Genomic DNA, 21424 nt, shown 5'->3' with positions numbered 1-21424 from the left:
GCTAACCGCGAGCACCGACAGCCGAGGCGCCGTCGAGGAGGGCGGCGACCCGCTCCCGCACCGCGGCCGCGATCTCCTCGACCGGGCGAGCGGCGTCCACGACCAGGAAGCGCTCGGCGTCTCCCTCGGCGATCGCCAGGAACGCCTCGCGCACGCGTCCGTGGAACTCCGCCTTCTCGGCCTCCAGCCGGTCGAAGCGGGTGCGGGCCGCGTCGAGCCGGCCCCGCGCGACGGCGGGATCGAGGTCGAGCAGGACGGTCAGGTCGGGCCTCAGGTCGTGCGTGGCCCACTCCGAGAGCCGCCGGACCTCGACGGCGTCGAGGACGCGCCCGGCTCCCTGGTAGGCGACGGAGGAGTCGATGTAGCGGTCCTGCACGACGACCTCGCCGCGCTTGAGCGCCGGTCGCACGAGCGTCCCCATGTGCTGGGCGCGGTCCGCCGCGTACAGCAGTGCCTCGGCCCGGGGGTCGATCTCACCGCGGTGGTGCAGCACGATCTCGCGGATCTGCACGCCCACCTCGGTGCCCCCGGGCTCACGGGTGCGGACGACCGTCTCGCCCCGCATGGCCAGCCACTCCTCGAGCAGCCGCGCCTGCGTGGTCTTGCCCGCGCCGTCCCCGCCCTCGAGGGTGACGAACAGCCCGGTCACGACTCCGTCGCGTCCGACGTCTCGGCGGCCGCCGCGGCAGCCGCGCGGCTCGCGGCGGTGGCGCGGGGCGCGGCGGGCTTCTTCGCCGCGGTCGTCTTCGTGGCGGTCGTCTTGGCCGCGGTGGTCTTCGTCGCCGTCGTCTTCGCGGCCGTCGTCTTGGCCGCCGTCGTCTTGGCCGCCGTCGTCTTGGCCGCCGTCGTCTTGGCCGCCGTCGTCTTGGCCGCCGTCGTCTTGGCCGCCGTCGTCTTGGCCGCCGTCGTCTTCGCCGCGGGCTTCTTGGCCGGCGCACGCTTGGCCGGGGCCTTCTTCGCCGGGCCCTTCGCACGCTTGTCGGCCAGCATCTGGACCGCCTGCTCGAAGTCGATCTCCTCGATGGTCAGGCCCTTGGAGATCGTGACGTTGGTCTCGCCGTCGGTCACGTAGGCGCCGAAGCGTCCGTCGCGGATCCGGATCGGCTTGCCGCTGACGGGGTCCGCCTCGAACTCCTTCAGCGCGCTCGATGCGCGTCGCGCGCCGTACTTCGGCTGGGCGAAGATCTCGAGCGCCGTCGGCAGGTCGACCTCGAAGATCTGGTCCTCGCTGGTGAGGGACCGGCTGTCGGTGCCCTTCTTGATGTACGGGCCGTAGCGGCCGTTCTGAGCCGTGATCGGCTCGCCGCTCTCGGGATCGTCGCCGACCGTGCGGGGCAGGTCGAGCAGGCGCAGAGCCGTCGCCAGGTCGATCGAGGCGACGTCCATCGACTTGAAGAGGGAGGAGGTGCGCGGCTTCACGACAGCGGGCTTCTTCGCGCCGCGCTTCGCGGGCGCGGGCTCGACGACCTCCCCGGTGGCGGGATCGGCGGTGGTCTCCGGCTCCGGATCGACCTCGGTCACGTAGGGGCCGAATCGCCCGTCCTTGACGACGACGGTCTTGCCCGAGTCGGGGTTGCTGCCGAGGACGCGGTCGGTCTGGACCGGGGCGTCGACGAGCTCCTGCGCCTTGGCGGGGGTGAGCTCGTCGGGGGCCAGCTCGAGCGGCAGGTTGACGCGGCGCGGCGTCTCCTGCCCCTCCTCCTGGGCCACCTCGAGGTAGGGGCCGTACTTGCCGATGCGCAGGGTGATGTCGTCGGTGATCCGGACGGAGTTGATGCTCTTCGCGTCGATCTCGCCGAGGTTGTCCACGACGTGGCGGAGCCCGGGGTGCGTGCCCCCGCCGAAGTAGAAGCGGTTGAGCCAGGCGACGCGGTCCTCCTCGCCGCCGGCGATGCGGTCGAGGTCGCCCTCCATCTCGGCGGTGAAGTCGTACTCCACCAGGTCCGAGAAGAAGTCCTCGAGCAGCCGGACCACCGAGAAGGCGATCCAGTTCGGCACGAGGGCGGTGCCGCGCGGAGTGACGTATCCGCGGTCGACGATGGTGGAGATGATCGAGGCGTACGTCGAGGGCCGGCCGATGCCGAGCTCCTCGAGCGCCTTGACCAGGCTCGCCTCCGTGTAGCGCGGGGGCGGCGAGGTCTCGTGGCCCTTGGCCTCGACCTCGGCGACGACCAGGCTCTGGCCGACCTCGAGCACCGGCAGCTTGGCGTCCTTCTCGTCGCGGGCGCCGTGTCGCTCCTCGTCGCGCCCCTCCTCGTAGGCGAGCAGGAACCCGCGGAAGGTGATGACGGTTCCGGAGGCGGTGAACTCGGCGGTCTTCGCGACGTCGCCGGCCGGCTCGGCGAGCAGCGTCACCGTGGCGGTCGAGCCCTTGGCGTCGGCCATCTGCGAGGCGACGGTGCGCTTCCAGATGAGCTCGTAGAGGCGGAGGTCGTTGCCGCGGAGGGTTCCCGAGAGCTGGTCCGGAGTGCGGAAGGTCTCGCCCGCGGGCCGGATCGCCTCGTGCGCCTCCTGCGCGTTCTTGTTCTTGCCGGAGTACAGGCGCGGCTTGTCCGGGACGGTCTCGGCTCCGTAGAGGGAGGCGGCCTGGGTGCGTGCGGCGTTCAGCGCCTGCTGCGAGAGCCCGGGCGAGTCGGTCCTCATGTAGGTGATGAAGCCGTTCTCGTAGAGCGACTGCGCGACGCTCATCGTCTGGCGCGCCGAGAAGCGGAGCTTGCGCGCCGCCTCCTGCTGGAGCGTGGACGTGGTGAACGGGGCGGCGGGACGCCGCGAGTAGGGCTTGGACTCGAGGTTCGAGACCCGGACCGCCGTGGCGGGGTCGCGGAGCGCCTCGGCGAGGGCACCGGCGGTGGACTCGTCGAGGACGGTGACGTCGCCCTTCAGCTGACCGCGGTCGTCGAAGTCGCGGCCGCTTCCGATCCGCTTGCCGTCGAGTCGGGCGAGGCGGGCGTCGAAGCCCGCCGCGGCGTCCGCCTCGGGTGCGAGCACGGTGGCGAGGTCCCAGTAGCCGGCGGACACGAACGCCAGGCGCTCCCGCTCGCGGTCGACCACCAGGCGGGTCGCGGCCGACTGCACACGGCCGGCCGAGAGCCCGGGGCCGACCTTGCGCCACAGCACGGGCGAGATCTCGTAGCCGTAGAGGCGGTCGAGGATGCGGCGGGTCTCCTGGGCGTCGACCAGGGAGGTGTCGATGTCCCGGGTGTTGTCGCGCGCCTTCTGGATCGCGTCCTTCGTGATCTCGTGGAAGACCATGCGGTGCACGGGGACCTTGGGCTTGAGCTCCTCGAGGAGGTGCCACGCGATGGCCTCGCCCTCGCGGTCCTCATCAGTGGCGAGGTAGAGCTCGTCGGCGTTCTTCAGCGCGCGCTTGAGATCGGCGACCGTCTTCTTCTTCTGGTCGGAGACGACGTAGTAGGGCTCGAAGCCGTTGTCGACGTCGACGGAGAACTTGCCCAGCGGGCCCTTCTTCAGCTCCGGGGGGAGGTTCTTCGGCTCGATGAGGTCGCGGATGTGCCCGACGGAGGCGAGCACCTCGTAGCCGTCGCCCAGGTACTGGGCGATGGTCTTGGCTTTCGCCGGCGACTCGACGATCACCAGCTTCTTCGTGCCGGACACAGTTCTCCTCGATTGGTGCTGTCGGGTCGGACGACCAGTGGTCCGACGTCCCCTGCTGCGGGGAGACGGTGCGCGGCGACGTGGTGCGGGGAACGGCGACGCGTCCCCATCGGCGGGGGCGCCCGACAGGCACACCATACACACTGACCCCGGGCGTCCTGCCTCCTCCCGAGGACGCGGGGACCTCGGGAGGACGCTGGACACGGCCTCCGAGCCGTCTGCCCGACCTGGCACGGGCGGGGTGACGCGCGGCGCTGATCGGCGCATGATGAGGCATGGCAACGACGCACACGACCACGACCTCCGCCTACACGGCCAAGCTCCTCGACGGACCGCTGGAGGGCAAGACCCTCCGCAGGGGATACGGCGACGATCAGGCCCCCGCCGCACGCCTCGAGATCCCCGGGGCGAGAGCGGGCTCCCGCTACATCTACCTCCTCGCCGGCGGCCTCGAGCACGACGAGGGCGCGGGCGCCCTGCCGACCGCCGCCGCGTACCGGTACCAGCGCCTCGCCTCCGACTGACCCGCTCCCGCGGAAGTCGTCCGCGCCTCGGTCCGGACGACTCCCGCTGCTGCCTCCGCGCTCAGGGCGGCGGGCCGGCCCGCGACCGCGCAGTGAGGGAGAGCGGACCCGCGGCGACCGTCGCCTCCGCCCTCGCGACGCCGCCGTCGACCTCGCAGAGGACGAGCTCGGCGCCGTTCGCCCGGGCCACGGCGGCGGCCCGCCCGCACGGATCCCCGGCCAGCAGACCGGAGGCGACGTCGGCCGCGGCCAGAGCCGAGGCGTCCGCGGCGGCGACCGCTCGCTGGTGCCCGACGACTCCTGCGCAGCCGGCGAGCACGGCGGCCGTCACCAGGATCGTGCCCGCGACGACTCCGACGGCCACGACCGCGGCCGATCCCTCCTCCCCGTCACGGACAGCCCCGGGGAGCCGGCGCATCATCCGCCCCCGCCCAGGGCGCAGGACCGGACCGAGACCGGGAGCGACACCGCCGGGAGCGGCCGGAGTCGAGCCGCGACGTCGACGCAGACCAGTCCGTCCTGCTCCCCCGCCGTGAGCGACGCCCCCGCCACCCGGGCGAGCGACGCGTGAGGATCGTCGCCCCGGGCCGCGGACCGGGCCGCGTCGGCCGCCGCGTCGACGAGCCGGACGTACTGCGCCGAGGCCGCCACCGACCCCAGGCACAGCGCCAGCACCACGACCACCGCCGGAAGCACGAGCGCGAGCTCGGCGGTGGCCGACCCCTCCTCGTGAGCGAGCCGCCCGCGCAGCAGCGGGAGGCCTCTCATCCCGCCGCGGTGAGCGCGCGGGTCACCAGGTCGGTCAGGATGCTCCGCACCTCGTCGCCCTTGAGGATGACCACCAGCAGCCCGGCGAAGCCGACCGCGGCCATCGTCGCGATCGCGTACTCCGCCGTCGCCGAGCCCTCCTCGTCGCCCAGCGCGCCGAACCCTCCCCACCCGGGTCGGCGCCACTCGACGCGGCCTGCGGAGACGTCGAGGCCCGTTCCTCCGCCGGACGCCGCGCCTCCGCCGCTCCTCGGGCTCCGACTCCTCCCGGCCGCACCCCCGCCCGCATCCCTGCTCCTGCCGAGTCCCCGACTCCGCGTCGCTCCCCCGCCGCTGATCGCCGTGTCACTGCTCATCCGTCCTGCTCCGTTCCGCCCCGCTCCGTGCCCCCTCCTCGAGGATCGTGCACTCCCGGTCCCGCCGACCGATCCTCCGGCCGATCCGTGGAGACGCCACCCGATCCGGCCCCTGTGGAGGAGGGGCCGACCGCGTCACGCCGCCGCCGAGAACGTCGAGAGCAGCACCGAGACGACCATCGGAGCCACTCCCAGCAGGAGGAACGCCGGAAGCACGCAGACCCCGAGCGGCAGCAGGAGGGTCACGCCGAGCCGAGCGGCGCGCTCCCGCGCAGCGGAGGACGCCCGCGCCCGGACCAGAGCCGCCTCGCTCCGGAGCAGGCGTCCTGCCGGCACGCCCGCCGCTGCCGAGAGGGCGAGCACCGGGTCCGCGTCGGAGAGCACGCGCTCGCCCGCGTCGAGCCCGCACTCCGCGAGCGCCGCCACGACCCGGGCGCGCGACGACCCGATCGAACCGCCGCCTGCCAGCGCCACCGAGAGGAGGTCGAGCGCGAGCCCGGGCGCGGGATCGGCCGGGGCCGCCCCTCGGACGAGGCGCCGCGTCCACGCGTGCGCGCCCGCCATCAGCCCGGCTCCACCGACCAGGCAGATCAGACCGGGCACGGTCCCGAGGAGCACGCCGACCACGTCGAAGCCCAGCAGGGCCCCCAGACCCAGCGCCGCCAGCGGCAGCGCGCTCACGACCCTCCCGGTGGCGGAGGGACCGGCCAGAGCCACCTCGATGTCCCGGCGGGCGCGTGCCAGCTCGCGCAGGGACTCCGCCAGCTCGCCGAGAGCGGCGGCGACCGGCGCGCCGGAGTCGGCGGCCACCCGCCAGGCCGCGGCCAGCGCAGCCCACGCGGTCGCCTCACCGGTGTTCTCTGCTCTCCGTCGCGGCCGCTTCCGCTCCGGGCCGCTCCGCCGCGAGGCCGGCGTCCCGCGCAGCAGCGCCTCCGTCACGTCGCCCCCGCGGCCGGCCTCCTCCGACACCGCCCGGAGCAGACGCCGCCGCCGCGCGTCCCCGCTGTCCGACCCCTCCGCCCCCGCGAGATGCCCGAGGGCCGACGCGGGAGCCACTCCCGCCGCGAGGAGGACGGCCAGCCGGTGCACGACCGCCGCGACCTCGTCCAGGCCGTCGCGATCCGTCACGCGCCCGACCTCGAGGCGCTCGGGAGCGCCCCGTCCTCGACCCTCAGGCGCCCTGCCGCGTCGAGCGCGAACGTCCCGGACGCCGCCAGCCGCCGCCGCCCGCCGCGGCGCTCGAGGTGGAGCACCAGGTCGATCGCGCTGACCGTCTGCCGCGCGATCGCCTCGGGCCCCAGCCCTGCGAGGACCCCGAGCGCCTCGAGACGCGCGGGCACGTCCTCGAGGGAGTTCGCGTGGAGGGTTCCCGCGCCGCCGTCGTGCCCGGTGTTCAGCGCGGACAGCAGCTCGCGCAGCTCGACTCCGCGGCACTCGCCGAGGACCAGGCGGTCCGGCCGCATCCGCAGCGCCTCCCTCACGAGCCGGTTTAGGCCCACCGCACCGGCGCCCTCGAGGTTGGGCTGCCGCGCCTCGAGCGAGACGACGTGCGGGTGCGCCGGCCGGAGCTCGCCGACGTCCTCGATGGCCACGATCCGCTCGGTCGGCGCCGCGCACCCGAGCAGGGCGCCGAGCAGCGTCGTCTTCCCCGATCCGCCCGCTCCCGTGATCAGCAGGTTCCACCGCTCGCGGACCGCCCGGCGCAGAAGCCGCACCCCGTCGTCGTCCAGCATCCCCGCCGCCTGCAGCTCCCCGAGCGTCCAGGAGTCCGACCGCGGCACCCGCACCGACACCAGCGCTCCCGCGGTCGCCACCGGCGGCAGAACGACGTGCACCCGGACCCCGTGCCGGAGCCTCACGTCGACGCACGGGCTCGCCTCGTCGACGTGCCGCCCTCCGGCCGCGACCAGCGCGACGGCCAGCCGCCTCGCTCCGGCGGCGTCGAGCGTCCACTCCGGGACCCGCTCCGCACCACCGCCCCGGTCGATCCAGAGACCCGCGCCGCCGTTCACGAAGAGGTCGGTCACCGCGGGATCCGCGGCGTGCGGCGCGAGCAGCCCGAGGCCGGCGGCGGCGGGCCGCACCGGTAACGGGTCGCGGCGGTGCTCGGCGGGGACGAGGGGGACGAAGTCGCGGGTCATCCCGGCACGCTAGGAGCCCGCCTCGCGTGGCGGGGGGCCCGATGTCCGATCCGAGGAGAGTAGTGCGCGAGCGCGCCTGTGGAGGAGCGATCCGGGACACCCGGGCCGGACCCGCAGAGGGGCACTCCGCGGCGACCGGGCCGGAGCCGCGCGGAGGAGAAGTCCCCATGACGCGGAAACGCCCCCGCGAGCAGGGCTCTAGCGGGGGCGTCCGTCCGCCGGATCCGGCGGGAAGAAGGGGGCGGCACCCATTGGGGGGAACAGGTGCCGCCTCGGCGGCGCTGGATTGGGGGGAATCACTTGCGCCGCTGGGCCGAAGTTCATTCGGCCGTATGCAACTGTAGGGGACGGATCGCGATTCGCCAAGCCCGGATCCCGTTCTCTGCGGACTCTTATCCGACACCCGCCCCGCACTCAGCTTCCGGCGCGCGGCGATCCCCGTCGGAGGCGGGCGCTACGGTGGTGCGACGCCGACCGCGCGGGCCGGCGAACGTCTCACTCGCGAAGGAGCGAATCGCAGATGTCCACTCCCCCCGACGCCCCGGCGGCCGACCGGAACGCCATCGACAACCTCCTCCACGAGACCCGCCGGTTCCCGCCGCCGGCCGATCTCGCCGCCGGAGCGGTCGCGACCGCCGCGCTGTACGACGAGGCCGCGGCCGACCGCCTCGCCTTCTGGGCCGACCGGAGCCGCGAGCTCCTGCACTGGCACCGGCCCTTCACGCGCACCCTCGACTGGAGCGAGCCCCCGTTCGCGAAGTGGTTCGACGACGGCGAGCTGAACGTGGCCTACAACTGCCTCGACCGGCACGTCCTGGCCGGCCACGGCGACCGCGTCGCCCTGCACTGGGAGGGCGAGCCCGGCGACTCCCGCTCGATCACCTACGCCGAGCTCACCGCCGAGGTGAAGCGCGCCGCGAACCTGCTCACGAGCCTCGGCGTCCGCGCCGGCGACCGCGTCGCGATCTACCTGCCCATGATCCCGGAGGCGGTCGTCGCCATGCTCGCCGTCGCCCGGCTGGGCGCGGTCCACTCCGTCGTCTTCGGCGGCTTCAGCGCCGAGAGCCTGCGCGCGCGCATCGACGACGCGGAGGCGACGCTCGTCATCACCGCCGACGGCGGCTGGCGCAAGGGCGCCGTCTCGCCCCTGAAGCCGGCGGTCGACGCGGCGCTCGCCCTCGGCGGCGAGTCCAGCGTCCGGCACGTCCTGGTCGTGCGACGCGGAGGCAACGAGGTCGCCTGGCACCAGGGGCGCGACCTCTGGTGGCACGAGGAGATCGTGGCGGTCGACGCCGACCACGTCGCGAAGCCCTTCCCCGCCGAGCAGCCCCTCTTCATCCTCTACACCAGCGGCACGACGGGGAAGCCCAAGGGCATCCTGCACACCAGCGGCGGGTACCTCACCCAGGTCGCCTTCACGCACCGCGCGGTCTTCGACCTGCACCCCGAGTCGGACGTCTACTGGTCGACCGCGGACGTGGGCTGGATCACCGGCCACAGCTACGTCGTCTACGGCCCGCTCGCCAACGGCGCCACCCAGGTGATGTACGAGGGCACTCCGGACAGCCCGCATCCCGGCCGCTGGTGGGAGATCGTCGAGAAGCACGGCGTGACGATCCTCTACGCGGCGCCCACGGCGATCCGCTCCTTCATGAAGCTCGGCCGGCAGATCCCGCAGCGCTTCGACCTCTCGAGCCTGCGCCTGCTCGGATCGGTCGGCGAGCCGATCAACCCGGAGGCGTGGGTCTGGTACCGCGACGTGATCGGCGGCGGCCGCACCCCCATCGTCGACACCTGGTGGCAGACCGAGACCGGCGCGATGATGGTGTCCCCTCTGCCCGGCGTCACGACGCTCAAGCCCGGGTCCGCGCAGGTCGCTCTGCCGGGGATCTCGATCGACGTGGTCGACGACTCCGGGACGCCGGTCGGCGCCGACGAGGGCGGACTGCTCGTGATCACCGAGCCCTGGCCGGCGATGCTGCGCGGGATCTGGGGCGACCCGGCGCGCTACGTCGAGACCTACTGGTCGAAGTTCGGCGACCGCTACTTCGCGGGCGACGGAGCTCGTCGCGACCGGGACGGCGACCTCTGGCTGCTGGGGCGCGTGGACGACGTCATGAACGTCTCCGGCCACCGCCTCTCGACCGCCGAGATCGAGTCGGCCCTCGTCTCGCACCCGGTCGTCGCCGAGGCGGCCGTCGTGGGAGCCGCGGACGAGACCACCGGCCAGGCCGTGGTCGCGTTCGTGATCGCGAAGGCGAGCCAGGCCGAGGCGCTGGCCCACGGGCACGACGAGCTCGAGGCCACCCTGAAGGCGCACGTCGCCGAGCACATCGGCGCGATCGCCCGCCCGAAGCGGATCTTCGTGGTGCAGGAGCTGCCCAAGACCCGCTCGGGGAAGATCATGCGGCGGCTGCTGCGCGACGTGGCGGAGGGACGCGCCGTGGGCGACACGACGACCCTCGCGGACACGCAGGTGATGGCGGTGATCACCTCCGCGATCGCCGCGGACTGACCGGACGGCGCCCCCTCCCGCCGCGGCGGCCGGAGGGGGCGGCGCGTCAGTCGAAGGCGACGATCAGCTCGACCTCGACGGGAGCGCCGAGGGGCAGCTCCGCCACCCCGACGGCGGAGCGCGCGTGGCGGCCGGGCTCGCCGAACACGTCTCCGAGCAGCTCCGAGGCGCCGTTGATCACGCCGGGCTGCCCGGTGAAGCCGGAGGCCGACGCGACGAAGCCGGTGAGCTTCACGATCCGCGTCACCCGGTCGAGCGATCCGATCGCGTCGGCCACGGCCGCGAGCGCGTTGAGGGCGCAGGTCCGGGCGAGGTCCTTCGCCTGCTCGGGCGACACCTCGGCGCCGACCTTGCCGACCAGCGGCAGAGCGCCATCGACGAAGGGGATCTGCCCGGCCGTGTAGACGAGGCCGCCGTGCACGACCGCGGGGACGTATGCGCCGGCGGGGACCGCCACGGCGGGCAGCTCGACGCCGAGCTCCGCGAGACGCTCGGCGATCACGCGCCGGCCTCGGCGACGGGGCGCTTGAGGTACGCGACGAGTCCGCCCTCGGGACCGGTCACGATCTGGACCAGCTCCCAGCCCTCGGATCCCCAGGTGTTCAGGATCGCCGTGGTGTTGTGGATCATCAGCGGGGTGGTGATGTACTCCCAGCGCGGGACGGACATGGCTCTCCTCGGGTGCGGCCGGTGCGGGACGACTGCTGAGCGCCGCGCGTCGGCGGGATGAGCGCCGCGGCTCGTCCGAGCGCGGCGACTACGCTGATTCTATGTCGGGGCAGGGCGGGACCAGAGTCGTGAAGACCATCGGGGGCGCCGTCGGCGGTCTGATCGGCATCGTCGCCATGAGCGTCGTCGCGGGAGTCCTGGTGGCCGCCTCGGTGACGCCGGCGATCGCGCTGAGCGGCATGGCCGCCGGCAACACGGTCGAGATGTTCGACAACCTCCCCGAGTACCTCGAGATCGGCACGCTCGCCGAGAAGAGCGACGTCTACGCGAAGGACTCCTCCGGCGGCGACGTGCTGCTCGCCTCCTTCTACGCCCAGAACCGCGTCGAGGTGGGCTGGGACGAGATCTCGCCGTTCGTGAAGGACGCCGTGGTCGCCTCCGAGGACCCGCGCTTCTACGAGCACGGCGGCATCGACCTGCTCGGCACCGTCCGCGCGGCCGCGACGACGGCCATGGGCGGGGACGTGCAGGGCGGCTCCTCCATCACGCAGCAGTACGTCAAGAACGTGCTCGTGCAGAAGGCGGAGGCGCTGAGCGATCCGATCGAGCGCGACGCGGCCTACCGCGAGGCCACGGAGACCACTCCGGAGCGCAAGGTGGCCGAGATGCGGCTCGCCATCGGGCTCGAGAAGGAGTACCCGAAGAACGACATCCTGCTGGGCTACCTCAACATCGCCCTGTTCGGCGGCACCGTCTACGGCGTCGAGGCGGCCGCCCGCTACTACTTCGGAGTCAGCGCGAAGGACCTCTCGCTCGCGCAGTCCGCCGCGCTCGTCGCGATCGTGAACAACCCCGAGAAGTTCCGCTTCGACCGTCCCGACGACCCGGCGAACCCCGCCGCGGAGGGCTACCCGCAGACCCGCGACCGGCGCGACTACATCGTCACCCGCATGGACCTCGAGTCGAAGGTGACGTCCGAGCAGGCGCAGGCCGCCGTCGCCGAGCCCGTGACACCGGCGATCACCGAGCCGAGCACCGGCTGCCAGACGGCGGGTGTCGCGGCCTTCTTCTGCGACTACGTCACCTGGGTCATCAAGAACGACGACGCGTTCGGCGCGAGCCAGGACGAGCGCGACGCCACCTTCAAGCGCGGCGGCTACCGGATCTACACGACCCTCGACTCCGACCTGCAGCAGGCCGCGGTCTCGGCCACCGACGACTGGGTGCCGAAGTCGATGGCGAACGTGAACATCGGCAGCGCGAGCGTCTCGGTCGAGGTCGGCACCGGCCGCATCCTCGCGATGACCCAGAACAAGGACTACTCCAACGATCCGGACCTGACGGGCCCGAACTACACGAGCGTCAACTACAACACCGACTTCGGCTACGGCGGGTCCTCGGGGTTCCAGGTCGGATCGACCTACAAGGTGTTCACCCTCGCGGAGTGGCTGCAGGAGGGGCACTCGCTCGGCGAGAGCGTGGACGGCACCCGCCGCGCCTACACGACCTTCCGAGACAGCTGCGAGCCCGACGGCGTCTACTACGGCGAGTCCTGGAACCCCGGGAACGACGAGGGCGGCAACGGAGGAGTGACCACGGCCCTGCAGGCCACGACCGGCTCGATCAACACGTCGTTCGCCGCGATGGCGCAGCAGCTGGACCTCTGCGGCATCCGCAACACGGCGCTGGCGATGGGTGTCCACCGTGCCGACGGGACCGAGCTGCAGAAGCTCGCGCCGACCATCCTCGGCACCAACGAGATCGCTCCGCTCACCATGGCCACGGCCTTCGCCGGCTTCGCGAACAAGGGCACCGTCTGCACGCCCGTCGCGATCGACCGCATCGTCGACCGCACGGGCGCGGACGTCGCGCCGCCCGCCTCCGAGTGCAGCCAGGGGATGTCCGAGGAGGTGGCCGCGACCGCCGGGTACGCCCTGCAGCAGGTGGTCACGGGCGGCACCGGCGCCCCGTCCAACCCCCGCACCGGAGTCCCGCACATCGGCAAGACCGGCACCACTGACGACGCGCTGCACACGTGGATGGTCGGCGCGAGCACCGAGATCGCCACCGCCACCTGGGTCGGCAACGTGACCGGCTTCACCTCCATGCGCGGATTCAGCCTCAACCGGGTGAACGCCGGTCAGGTGCGCCACCAGATCTGGCCCCGCATCATGCGCGTCGCGGACGCGAAGTACGGCGGGACGGCGTTCCCGGCTCCCGTCCGCTCGCTCGTCGACGCTCCGCAGGAGGCCGTGCCCCAGGTCACCGGCCAGAGCCCCACCGCGGCCGCCGCACGTCTGCGCTCCGTCGGCTTCAGGGTGCGCGTGGACACCGCTCCGGTCCCCTCGGACCGCCCGGCCGGGACGGTCGCCCAGACGAACCCTGCCGCCGGATCGCGCGTCTCCCGGGGCGCGGAGATCACCCTGCAGATCAGCGCTGGACCGGGCGCTCCGCCCCCTGCGGGCTGAGCCCCGGCACCCCCGGCTGCTCCCGAGGGAGCGTCCGGCAGAATGAACGCGGCCGCGCTCGCGGCCGACGTGCGAGAGAAGGATCCATGACCGGACGCACCCGTCGCCCCCTCACCACCGCCCTCGCGACCGTCGCCGCGGCCGGAGCCGTCGCCGCGGCCTGGGGCATCGGCGTCGAGCGGACGCTGTTCACCGTCCGGCGCACGTCGTTCCCTGTGCTGCCGGCCGGTTCCGAGCCGATCCGCATCCTGCACGTGTCGGACCTGCACATGGCCCCGTGGCAGACCAAGAAGCAGGAGTGGATCCGCTCGCTCCTCGCCCTGGCGCCCGATGTCGTGGTCGACACCGGCGACAACCTCGGCCACCGCGACGGCGTGCTCGGCATCCGCAGGGCGCTGGAGCCCTTCGCCGGGATCCCCGGGGCCTTCGTCAACGGATCCAACGACTACTTCGGCCCCCGGGTGAAGAACCCGCTCCGCTACTTCGTCGGCCCCTCCAAGAACCCCAAGCAGCACGAGGCCGACCTCGACACCGAGGGGCTGACCGGCTTCTTCTCCGACGGGCTCGGCTGGGTGGACCTCAACAACCGCGCCGAGAGCATCACGGTGAAGGGGACGCGCATCGAGTTCTTCGGCGTCGACGACCCGCACATCGGCCTCGACCGCATCGACCTCGTCGCGGGAGCCGTGGACGAGCTGCGCGGGGCGGAGGACGGACCGGCCGACGTCAGCATCGGCGTGGCGCACGCGCCCTACCAGCGCATCCTCGACGACTTCGTCGCCCGCGGTGCCGAGGTGATCCTCGCCGGGCACACGCACGGCGGCCAGGTCTGCGTCCCGGGCTTCGGCGCCCTCGTCACCAACTGCGACATCCCGCGCGACAAGGTCGCCGGCTCGACGACCTGGGACAACGGACTGCGCAGCTCGTACCTCAACGTGTCGGCCGGCGTCGGCACCTCGATCTACGCGCCGGTGCGCTTCGCCTGTCGGCCCGAGGTGACCCTCGTGACGCTCACCCCTGCGGCCTGACGAGGGGTGTCCGACGACGGTCCGGAAATCGGCTACTATTGTCGAGGCTCGTGAGCGGTTCTCCGTGATGAGCACACCGGGGTGTGGCGCAGCTTGGTAGCGCGCCTCGTTCGGGACGAGGAGGTCGTGGGTTCGAATCCCGCTACCCCGACCGGTGAGAAGCCCGGCCAGGATCGATGATCCGGCCGGGCTTCGTCGTTCCCGGGGTTCTGCTGTGGCGGGGCTCGCCCGCTGTCTCCGGCTCGCCCGCAGGCGGAGGCTCGGCCGAGGCGGAGCCGGGTCGTCGCCGGAACTGCCGCGATCGCCGTCCTGCGCTCCCCGGCTCGAGCACCGACGATGGCGTGCGGAGTGGCGTGCGCACGGATGTGCCTCCAGCTCACTCCCCCGCGCCTCCCGGCCCGATCCCAGCGGCCGGGGGCGAGACTGTTCTTCCGCCGTCGTCGCCGACTCCGCCCGACGACCGACGAGAGGAGCACCGTGACCCGGTCGCTCACCCGCCTCACCCTCGCCATCGGCGTGCCCTACGTGGTCGCTCTCGCAGCGATCGCCTTCTGGCCGACGCCCGTCGATGCGGGCGTGCGGGGCGATCTCGGCCGGGTGACCTCCTGGTTCGCGCGGCACGGCCTCCCGATGGTCGACTACGCGTTCCTCGAGTCGACCGCCAACATCGCTCTGTTCGTCCCTCTGGGGCTGCTCCTGGCCCTCAACCTGCGGCTCCGGAGAGCGTGGGTCGCCGTGGCCGTCGGCGCCGTGGTGAGCTCGCTGATCGAGGCGGGCCAGCTGCTCTTCCTCTCGGCGCGCTTCGCGACCGTCGACGACGTGGTGATGAACACCTCCGGCGCTCTCCTCGGCGCGGTCGCCGGCGTGCTGCTCCGGATGATCGTCCGCGCACGACGACGCCGGAGGGCGGCGGAGTGGGACGACGCCTTCGCGCACATCCCCCTCCGCGGCGCCTCCGGCGTCGTGGCGGATCAGCCGAGCCGCGTCCGCTGAGACGACGGCTCCGCCACGTCAGCGGCCGAGGCCGCGGTACTCCCAGCCGGCCGCACGCCAGGCGGCGGGGTCGAGGCAGTTGCGGCCGTCGACGAGGAAGGTGTTGGCCACCTTCGCCGCCGTGGCCGCGGGGTCGAGGGCGCGGAACTGCTTCCACTCGGTCACGACGACCACGGCGTCGGCACCGGCCAGCGCCTCGTCGACGTCGGTCGTGTAGGTGATCTCGGGGTAGCGGCGGCGCGAGTTCTCGATCGCCTCGGGGTCGGTCGCGACCACGATCGCGCCGAGGTCGTGCAGGCGCGCGGCGACGTCGAGCGACGGCGAGTCGCGGATGTCGTCCGACTCCGGCTTGAACGCCAGGCCGAGCACCGCGATGCGGCGGCCCTCGACGGATCCGCCCAGGCCCTCGGTGACGAGGTCGACGACGCGCTGGCGGCGACGCAGGTTGATCGCGTCGACCTCCTTGAGGAAGGCGACGGACTCGCCGACGCCGAGCTCGTCGGCGCGGGCCGAGAAGGCGCGGATGTCCTTCGGGAGGCAGCCGCCGCCGAAGCCGATGCCGGCGTTCAGGAAGCGGCGGCCGATCCGCACGTCGTAGCCGATCGCGTCGGCGAGCTGCGTGACGTCCGCGCCGGTGACCTCCGCGATCTCGGCGATCGCGTTGATGAACGAGATCTTGGTCGCGAGGAAGGCGTTGGCCGAGACCTTCACCAGCTCGGCGGTGGCGTAGTCGGTGACCACGAGCGGGGTCTCGGCCGCGAGAGCGGTCGCGTAGACCTCGTCGAGGGTCGCCTTCGCCGCGGCTCCGGCCTCACCCGCGGGCACGCCGTAGACGAGGCGGTCGGGGCTGATCGTGTCCTTCACGGCGAAGCCCTCGCGGAGGAACTCGGGGTTCCAGGCGAGCGTCGCACCGGAGGAGGCGATGCGGTCGGCCAGGCGGGCGGCGGTGCCGACGGGGACGGTCGACTTGCCGACGACGAGGGAGTCCGCCTCGAGGTACGGCAGGAGACCGTCGATCGCCGAATCGACGTAGGTCATGTCCGCGGCGTTCTCGCCGGGCTTCTGCGGAGTGCCGACGGCGACGAAGTGCACGGCCGCACCGGCGGCGTCGGCCATGTCGGTCGAGAAGCGCAGGCGCCCGGAGGCCACGCCGGAGGACAGCAGCTCCGGGAGGCCGGGCTCGAAGAAGGGCGCGGTGCCGGCGGCCAGGGCGTCGATCTTCTTCTGGTCGACGTCGATGCCGATGACGTCGTGGCCGAGCTCGGCCATGGCGGCAGCGTGAACGGCACCGAGGTAGCCGCAGCCGATGACAGAAAGCTTCACAGGGGTTCTCCGAATCGTGGCGGGTTCGTGTCGCGGTCGCGACGGTGAGGAGGAGCGATGCGATGCGGCGAGGCGTCAGCGCGCCCGCGGACGCGCGACTACCGCCGCGCCAATGCTCTCAGATCGCGGGAGACGTCGGCGACCGCGGCCGCGATCTGCCCCGCCACGCGCTCGTGCACGGCTTCGCTGCGGCCGATCGGGTCCTCGATGTCGTCGCCGCCCTCGCCCCGCGGGGCGCGCCCGCGGTGAGCGGCGGCGAGCCGCACGACGGCGCGGAGCCGCGCGGCCGGGTCCTCGACCGTCGGCAGCGGCACCTCCCGCAGCACGAACGGCAGCACGCGGGCGAACTCGAGCAGCGTGAACCCGCGGAGGAGGAGCGACGGGAAGCGGCGGGAGGCGTCGACCAGGTGGTCGCGGGTCATCGTGAGCAGCAGGTCGGCGTCGCCGACGATCGCGTCGCCGAGCACCGCGCTCGTGTGCGCGGCCGGGTCTCCCCCGTGCTGAGCCGAGAAGCGGGCCGAGACCGGGTCCATCGGCAGTCCGTCGCGCGTCCTCACTCCGGCGCTGGTGAACGCGAAGAGGGGACCCCCCTCGGGCGAGGTCGCGTCGGCGAGTGCGGCGCGCAGCAGCTGCTCGGCCATCGGCGACCGGCAGATGTTGCCGGTGCAGACCGAGAGCACGGTGAAGACGGGGGCGGCGGAGGCGGCGACCGGCTCGTCCGGTCGCCAGCTCCGACGGGCGGGGCGGGCGGAGTCGTCTCCCGGGAAGATCATCGCGGGGCGCTCAGGCCGAGGTCGACGCGGGCTCGGCCTCGACGGCCGTGTCCGGGCGGGCGCCCGATCGCTCGGAGCCGTAGTAGCTCGTGTAGTAGTAGCCGTAGCCCCGGCCGACCTGGCCGCGCGCGGGCACCCGGTTGAGGATCACACCGAGGGTGTGGCCGCTGACCCGCTCGAGGTTCTGGATCGCCTTGCCGAGCTCGTCGGTCGTCGTCTTGCCCGCGGAGATGACCACGAGCGCGCCGTCGGTGCGGGCGGTGAGGATGGCGCCGTCCGTGACGGGGAGGAGCGGCGGCGCATCCACGATCACGATGGCCTCGCGGGCGATCTCGTGCAGGAGGATGTCCATGCCGTTGGAGCCGAGCAGCTCGGACGGGTTCGGCGGGATCGACCCGGCGCCGAGCACCCAGAGGTTGCCGGACGGGCCCCACGGCTGCAGGACGTCCTGCAGCTCCGCCTTGCCGATCAGCAGGTCGGTCAGCCCGACACCGGGCACGAGGCCGAACGACTTGGCGACGGTGGGCTTGCGGAGGTCGCCGTCGACGACGACGGTGCGCTGGCCGGAGGCGGCGAGCGTCACCGCGAGGTTCGCGGTCACCGTCGACTTGCCGTCCGAGGGCAGCGGGCTCGTCACGACGATGATGCGCGGCGGGCTGTCGATGTTCATGAACTGCAGGTTGGTGCGGAGCTCGCGCAGCGCCTCGGCGAGAGCGTGCTTGCCGTCGGCCTTGATGTAGTCGGTCGTGTCGGCCTCGGGGACGATGCGGTTGGTCTCGCTGAGGCGCTTGTCGACGGGGAGCGTGCCGACCACGGGGAGGTCGAACAGGCGCTCCACCATCTCGGCGGTGCGGATGCGCCGGTCCAGCGTGTTGCGGACGAACGCGTAGACGAGGCCGAGGACGAGGCCCGCGAGCGCGCCGACCGCGAGGACGAGGCGCAGGTTGGGGAATGCCGGTGAGGACGGGATCGCCGCGGTCTGCAGGACGGTAAGGGAGACCGTGTCGCCGACGCCGGTCTCCTGGTTGACCTGCTGCACCTTGGTGGCGATGGCCGCGACCCAGGCGTCGGCGAGCTTCTGCGCGCCCTCGGGGGTGGAGGCGGTGGCGCTGACCTTCATCACCGGGGCGACCGTGTCGGCCTGCACGGTGATGGCCGAGATCAGCGTGGCGGGCGAGACGTCGAGGCCGAGGCTGTCGATCGCGATCTGCGCGACGTCGCGCGACGTGGCGATCGGGACGTAGGTGGCGAGGCTCGACTTGGCGACGGACTGCGCGATCTGCTGCGTGTAGATCGCCTGGCCGTCGTCGGCACCGGTGGTGGCGACGGAGACGAGGCCCTGCGAGTCGGCGACGTAGCGCGGCTTCTGCGTCAGCGACCAGCCGAAGGCGACGAGAGTGCCGAGGAGGATCGCCGCGACGATCGGGATCCAGTGGTCGCGCAGCAGCCGGAGGACGTCTCGAAGTTCCACAGAGTCAGATTCCTTCGCTGGTACGGATCACGCGGCGGCAGCCGGAGACGGGTTCTTCCGAAGTCTGACACAGCGCTTCAGCGCCCTCGGCGCCAGGCGCGTCAACCGTGCCACCCGTCGGGGGTGGGCTGCGGCGGAGTCCCTCTCGTGATCACTCCGAGGCCCTCGAGCTCGACGAGTGCGGACTCGACGACCGCCTCCGCGTCGACGCCGTCGGGCGGCGGACCCGCCTCCTCGAGCACCGCCGCGACGAGGCCGGGCAGATCGGAGCCCTGGCCGGCGTGCCGCCAGATCGTCGGGCCGATGCCGGACAGGCGCACGAGGGTGTCTCCGCAGAACACGAGCAGCTGGCCGTCGGGGAGCTCCACCGCGTCGTCCGCAGGGGTGCGCAGGACGCTGCCGGGGAGGGCCTCGCGCACCGCGTCGAGGGGCACGGAGACCACCTCGGACCAGGCGGACGGGGCCTCGGCGCCGAGGGACGCGAAGGCCTCCTCGACCAGGTGCACCACGCTCGCGGCCTCGGAGTAGACCAGGCGCCGGACGCCGCCCAGCGCTGAAAGGGTGCGGACGAGGTCGGCGATCGGCCGCGGGCGGGCCGAGAGGTAGGAGGTCTGCGGCACCAGGTCCTCGATCGCGTCGACCGGGTCGACGTGCTCGAGGAAGGGCGTCCCGACGCCGTCGCGGCGCTCGAGCAGGACGACGCCCGCCAGTCGCAGGGGCGCCTCCGGGACCGGCCGGAGGGCGAGCGACCCGGGGGCGAGCTGGGCCTTCGGCGCCGATCCGGTCAGCGGCTTCACCGACAGGGGCTTGGGGTAGGGCAGGACGCGCCCCTCCGGGGTCACGCCGACCGTCTCGTCGGTGACGTAGCCGAAGCGGGACCCGAGCGTCCGGGCGATGGTGGTCTTGCCGGTCCCGGAGGCGGCCACGAAGGCCAGCACGCGGCCGGACTCGTCGGAGATCCCGCAGGCGTGGAGCATCAGCAGGTCGCCGCGCCGGGCGCCGATCGCCTCGAGGGTCAGGGTCGAGGTGAGGGACTCCTCGAGCTGCGCGAGCGTGGCGCTCGAGACCCGGGGCGAGCCGTCGACCGGGACGGAGGGATCGTGCCCCACCTCAGCGAGGACGTCGCGCGCCCCCGGGTCGGGCTCGGACGCGCAGGCGGCCCAGCTGTCGGCGATCCGCGCCGCGTCCTCCTCGCCGACACCGCGTCCGAAGACCACGCGGAACGGGGTCTCCAGGACCGAGACGGAGAGGGTGCGGGGCTCGGCGCCCGTCCCCCCGGCGATCAGTACGCCCCGTCGCGGGCGAGGACGGCGCCTGCGGTCTTGAAGAGGATCACGATGTCGCCGGTCATCGACCAGTTCTCGACGTAGTACAGGTCGAGGCGGACGGTGTCCTCCCACGAGAGGTTCGAGCGTCCGCTGACCTGCCAGAGGCCGGTGATGCCGGGCTTCATCAGGAAGCGGCGGTGCACGTGCTCCTCGTACTGCTCGACCTCGCGGGCCAGAGGCGGGCGGGGGCCGATCAGGGACATGTCGCCGCGGAAGACGTTCAGGAACTGGGGCAGCTCGTCGAGGCTGAAGCGGCGGAGGATCGCGCCCACGCGGGTGACGCGCGGGTCCTTCGCCATCTTGAAGAGGATCGAGTTCCCCTCCGCGCGCTGCTGCGACGCGAGAGCCGCCAGTCGCGCCTCGGCGTCGACGACCATCGAGCGGAACTTCAGCATCTCGAAGGTCGCGCCGTTCAGGCCGATGCGCTCCTGCCGGAAGAGCACGGGTCCGGGGCTGGTGACCTTGACCAGCACGGCGACGACGACGAGCACCGGCGCGCTGAGGATGATCAGCATGGTCGACGCGAGGATGTCGAAGAGGCGCTTGGCGAACCGCTGGCGGCCGTCGAAGCGCGGGGTCTCGACGTGGATCAGCGGAAGGCCCGCGACGGGGCGGGTGTGGATGCGCGGACCGCCGATGTCGGTGAGGCTCGGCGCCACGACGAGGTGCTCGCGCCCGGGCTCGAGAGTCCAGCTCAGCTCGCGGATCCGCTGCGGTGCCAGCTCGTCGGAGCTCGTGACGACAACCGTATCGGCGCCGGTGGCGTCCATGACGGCGCGGACGCCGTCGATCCCGGTGAAGCCGTGGACCGCCAGGCCCGAGAGCTCCTGCTCGCTCTGCAGCGCCTCCGCCCCGCCGACCGAGGTCGAGACGGCTCCGACGAGCTTGTAGCCGGCCTCGGTGCCGCGGCGCAGCTCGCGCGCGGTGTGCAGGACGCTCGCGCGGGAGCCGAGGAGCACGACCTGGCTCGAGAAGCGGCCCGCCCGGCGCTGCCGGGTGAGCCAGGAGCGCCAGACCAGGCGGCCGACGCAGATCAGCACGATCCCGGCGGGGAACGCCGTGATGATGTAGCCGCGCGCGAGCAGGATCTGAAGCAGGTACGCGATGATCGCGACGATGCCGAAGAGCCAGATGGAGGCGTCGACGACGCGGCGGTACTCGACGTAGCCGGTGCCGACGATCCGGCGGTCGCGGGTGTCGAAGACCTGGAGGGCGAGGAGCCAGCCGACCGACAGTGCGACGGACACCCAGGTGTAGCTGACCGCGATGTCGGCGGGGTTCTTGAACCCCAGGTCCGAGTCCAGGTTCAGGTCGAACCAGAAGAGCTGCGTGCCGAAGACGGAGAGGACGATCGCGACGACGTCCGTGATGAGCAGCCGTCGCCGGTAGTCCTGCTCCCACGACGGCCGACGCTTCGGCGGTACCCCTTGCGCCGTCATCGTTTCCCCCGAC

Annotated in this window: 19 protein-coding genes and 1 tRNA gene; 6 read left to right on the top strand and 14 right to left on the bottom strand. The window is 72.9% G+C overall.

Going from position 1 to position 21424, the window contains the following annotated elements; all coding sequences use genetic code 11:
• Position 1: 1 nt before the first annotated feature.
• Both tmk and topA read right to left on the bottom strand, forming a co-directional pair.
• Positions 2-649, bottom strand: a complete 648-nt coding sequence (tmk, locus tag GSU45_RS04940; RefSeq protein WP_159913193.1) for a dTMP kinase — start codon at positions 647-649, stop codon at positions 2-4.
• Positions 646-3615: a type I DNA topoisomerase gene (gene topA / locus GSU45_RS04935; RefSeq protein ID WP_159913191.1), complete on the bottom strand. Its 2970-nt coding sequence runs from the start codon at positions 3613-3615 to the stop codon at positions 646-648. Before topA ends, tmk begins: the two co-directional genes overlap by 4 nt.
• 275 nt (positions 3616-3890) lie before the next feature.
• Between topA and GSU45_RS04930 the strand changes: the two genes are divergently transcribed.
• Positions 3891-4139: a hypothetical protein gene (locus tag GSU45_RS04930; protein WP_159913189.1), complete on the top strand. Its 249-nt coding sequence runs from the start codon at positions 3891-3893 to the stop codon at positions 4137-4139.
• A gap of 61 nt (positions 4140-4200) precedes the next feature.
• Here GSU45_RS04930 and GSU45_RS04925 read toward each other — a convergent pair whose 3' ends face one another.
• The 5 genes from GSU45_RS04925 to GSU45_RS04905 form a co-directional block, all read right to left on the bottom strand.
• Positions 4201-4557: an Rv3654c family TadE-like protein gene (locus GSU45_RS04925; protein WP_208543525.1), complete on the bottom strand. Its 357-nt coding sequence runs from the start codon at positions 4555-4557 to the stop codon at positions 4201-4203.
• Positions 4557-4907: a TadE family type IV pilus minor pilin gene (locus GSU45_RS04920; protein ID WP_159913185.1), complete on the bottom strand. Its 351-nt coding sequence runs from the start codon at positions 4905-4907 to the stop codon at positions 4557-4559. Before GSU45_RS04920 ends, GSU45_RS04925 begins: the two co-directional genes overlap by 1 nt.
• On the bottom strand, positions 4904-5263 hold the full coding sequence (locus GSU45_RS04915; RefSeq protein ID WP_159913183.1) for a DUF4244 domain-containing protein: 360 nt from the start codon (positions 5261-5263) through the stop codon (positions 4904-4906). Before GSU45_RS04915 ends, GSU45_RS04920 begins: the two co-directional genes overlap by 4 nt.
• A 135-nt stretch (positions 5264-5398) precedes the next feature.
• A complete protein-coding gene (locus GSU45_RS04910; protein ID WP_159913181.1) occupies positions 5399-6391 on the bottom strand; it encodes a type II secretion system F family protein in 993 nt (330 codons plus the stop codon).
• Positions 6388-7404, bottom strand: coding sequence for a TadA family conjugal transfer-associated ATPase (locus GSU45_RS04905; protein ID WP_159913179.1), 1017 nt, complete (start codon positions 7402-7404; stop codon positions 6388-6390). The genes GSU45_RS04910 and GSU45_RS04905 overlap by 4 nt, the downstream gene beginning before the upstream one ends.
• Positions 7405-7924: 520 nt before the next feature.
• Between GSU45_RS04905 and acs the strand changes: the two genes are divergently transcribed.
• Positions 7925-9919 carry an acetate--CoA ligase gene (gene acs, locus GSU45_RS04900; protein WP_159913177.1) on the top strand — a complete coding sequence of 665 codons (1995 nt, stop codon included), beginning with the start codon at positions 7925-7927 and terminating at the stop codon, positions 9917-9919.
• Positions 9920-9965: 46 nt separating this feature from the next.
• Here the strand turns inward: acs and GSU45_RS04895 are convergent, their stop codons facing one another.
• Together GSU45_RS04895 and GSU45_RS17065 are read right to left on the bottom strand one after the other, a co-directional pair.
• Positions 9966-10421: a RidA family protein gene (locus tag GSU45_RS04895; protein WP_208543494.1), complete on the bottom strand. Its 456-nt coding sequence runs from the start codon at positions 10419-10421 to the stop codon at positions 9966-9968.
• Complete coding sequence (locus GSU45_RS17065) at positions 10418-10588, bottom strand: hypothetical protein (protein ID WP_164861113.1); 171 nt, start codon at positions 10586-10588, stop codon at positions 10418-10420. The genes GSU45_RS04895 and GSU45_RS17065 overlap by 4 nt, the downstream gene beginning before the upstream one ends.
• A gap of 101 nt (positions 10589-10689) precedes the next feature.
• Between GSU45_RS17065 and GSU45_RS04890 the strand changes: the two genes are divergently transcribed.
• From GSU45_RS04890 to GSU45_RS04875, 4 genes are all read left to right on the top strand, one after another.
• Positions 10690-13056 (top strand): transglycosylase domain-containing protein, encoded by a 2367-nt coding sequence (locus GSU45_RS04890; protein ID WP_159913175.1) that lies wholly within the window; start codon positions 10690-10692, stop codon positions 13054-13056.
• An 86-nt stretch (positions 13057-13142) separates the two neighbouring features.
• A complete protein-coding gene (locus GSU45_RS04885) occupies positions 13143-14084 on the top strand; it encodes a metallophosphoesterase (protein ID WP_159913173.1) in 942 nt (313 codons plus the stop codon).
• Positions 14085-14161: 77 nt separating this feature from the next.
• A tRNA-Pro gene (locus tag GSU45_RS04880) sits at positions 14162-14235 on the top strand.
• 326 nt (positions 14236-14561) lie between these two features.
• Positions 14562-15077 (top strand): VanZ family protein, encoded by a 516-nt coding sequence (locus GSU45_RS04875; protein ID WP_244248221.1) that lies wholly within the window; start codon positions 14562-14564, stop codon positions 15075-15077.
• 18 nt (positions 15078-15095) lie between these two features.
• Here GSU45_RS04875 and GSU45_RS04870 read toward each other — a convergent pair whose 3' ends face one another.
• From GSU45_RS04870 to GSU45_RS04850, 5 genes are all read right to left on the bottom strand, one after another.
• Positions 15096-16400, bottom strand: coding sequence for a UDP-glucose/GDP-mannose dehydrogenase family protein (locus GSU45_RS04870; protein ID WP_104276326.1), 1305 nt, complete (start codon positions 16398-16400; stop codon positions 15096-15098).
• Positions 16401-16498: 98 nt separating this feature from the next.
• Positions 16499-17173: a hypothetical protein gene (locus tag GSU45_RS04865; protein WP_159913169.1), complete on the bottom strand. Its 675-nt coding sequence runs from the start codon at positions 17171-17173 to the stop codon at positions 16499-16501.
• Between the two features lie 10 nt (positions 17174-17183).
• The gene (locus GSU45_RS04860) at positions 17184-18644 is read right to left on the bottom strand and encodes a polysaccharide biosynthesis tyrosine autokinase (protein ID WP_159913167.1); all 1461 of its coding nucleotides are present in this window, start codon (positions 18642-18644) and stop codon (positions 17184-17186) included.
• A 101-nt stretch (positions 18645-18745) separates the two neighbouring features.
• Positions 18746-19861 (bottom strand): hypothetical protein, encoded by a 1116-nt coding sequence (locus GSU45_RS04855; RefSeq protein ID WP_159913165.1) that lies wholly within the window; start codon positions 19859-19861, stop codon positions 18746-18748.
• Between the two features lie 65 nt (positions 19862-19926).
• Positions 19927-21411, bottom strand: coding sequence for a sugar transferase (locus GSU45_RS04850; protein WP_159913163.1), 1485 nt, complete (start codon positions 21409-21411; stop codon positions 19927-19929).
• Positions 21412-21424: the final 13 nt, after the last annotated feature.

The organism is Rathayibacter sp. VKM Ac-2801 (assembly GCF_009834245.1).
GTDB lineage: Bacteria > Actinomycetota > Actinomycetes > Actinomycetales > Microbacteriaceae > Rathayibacter.
The sequence above is the reverse complement of the archived record's forward strand: the minus strand, read 5'-3'. Positions and strand labels throughout refer to the sequence as shown.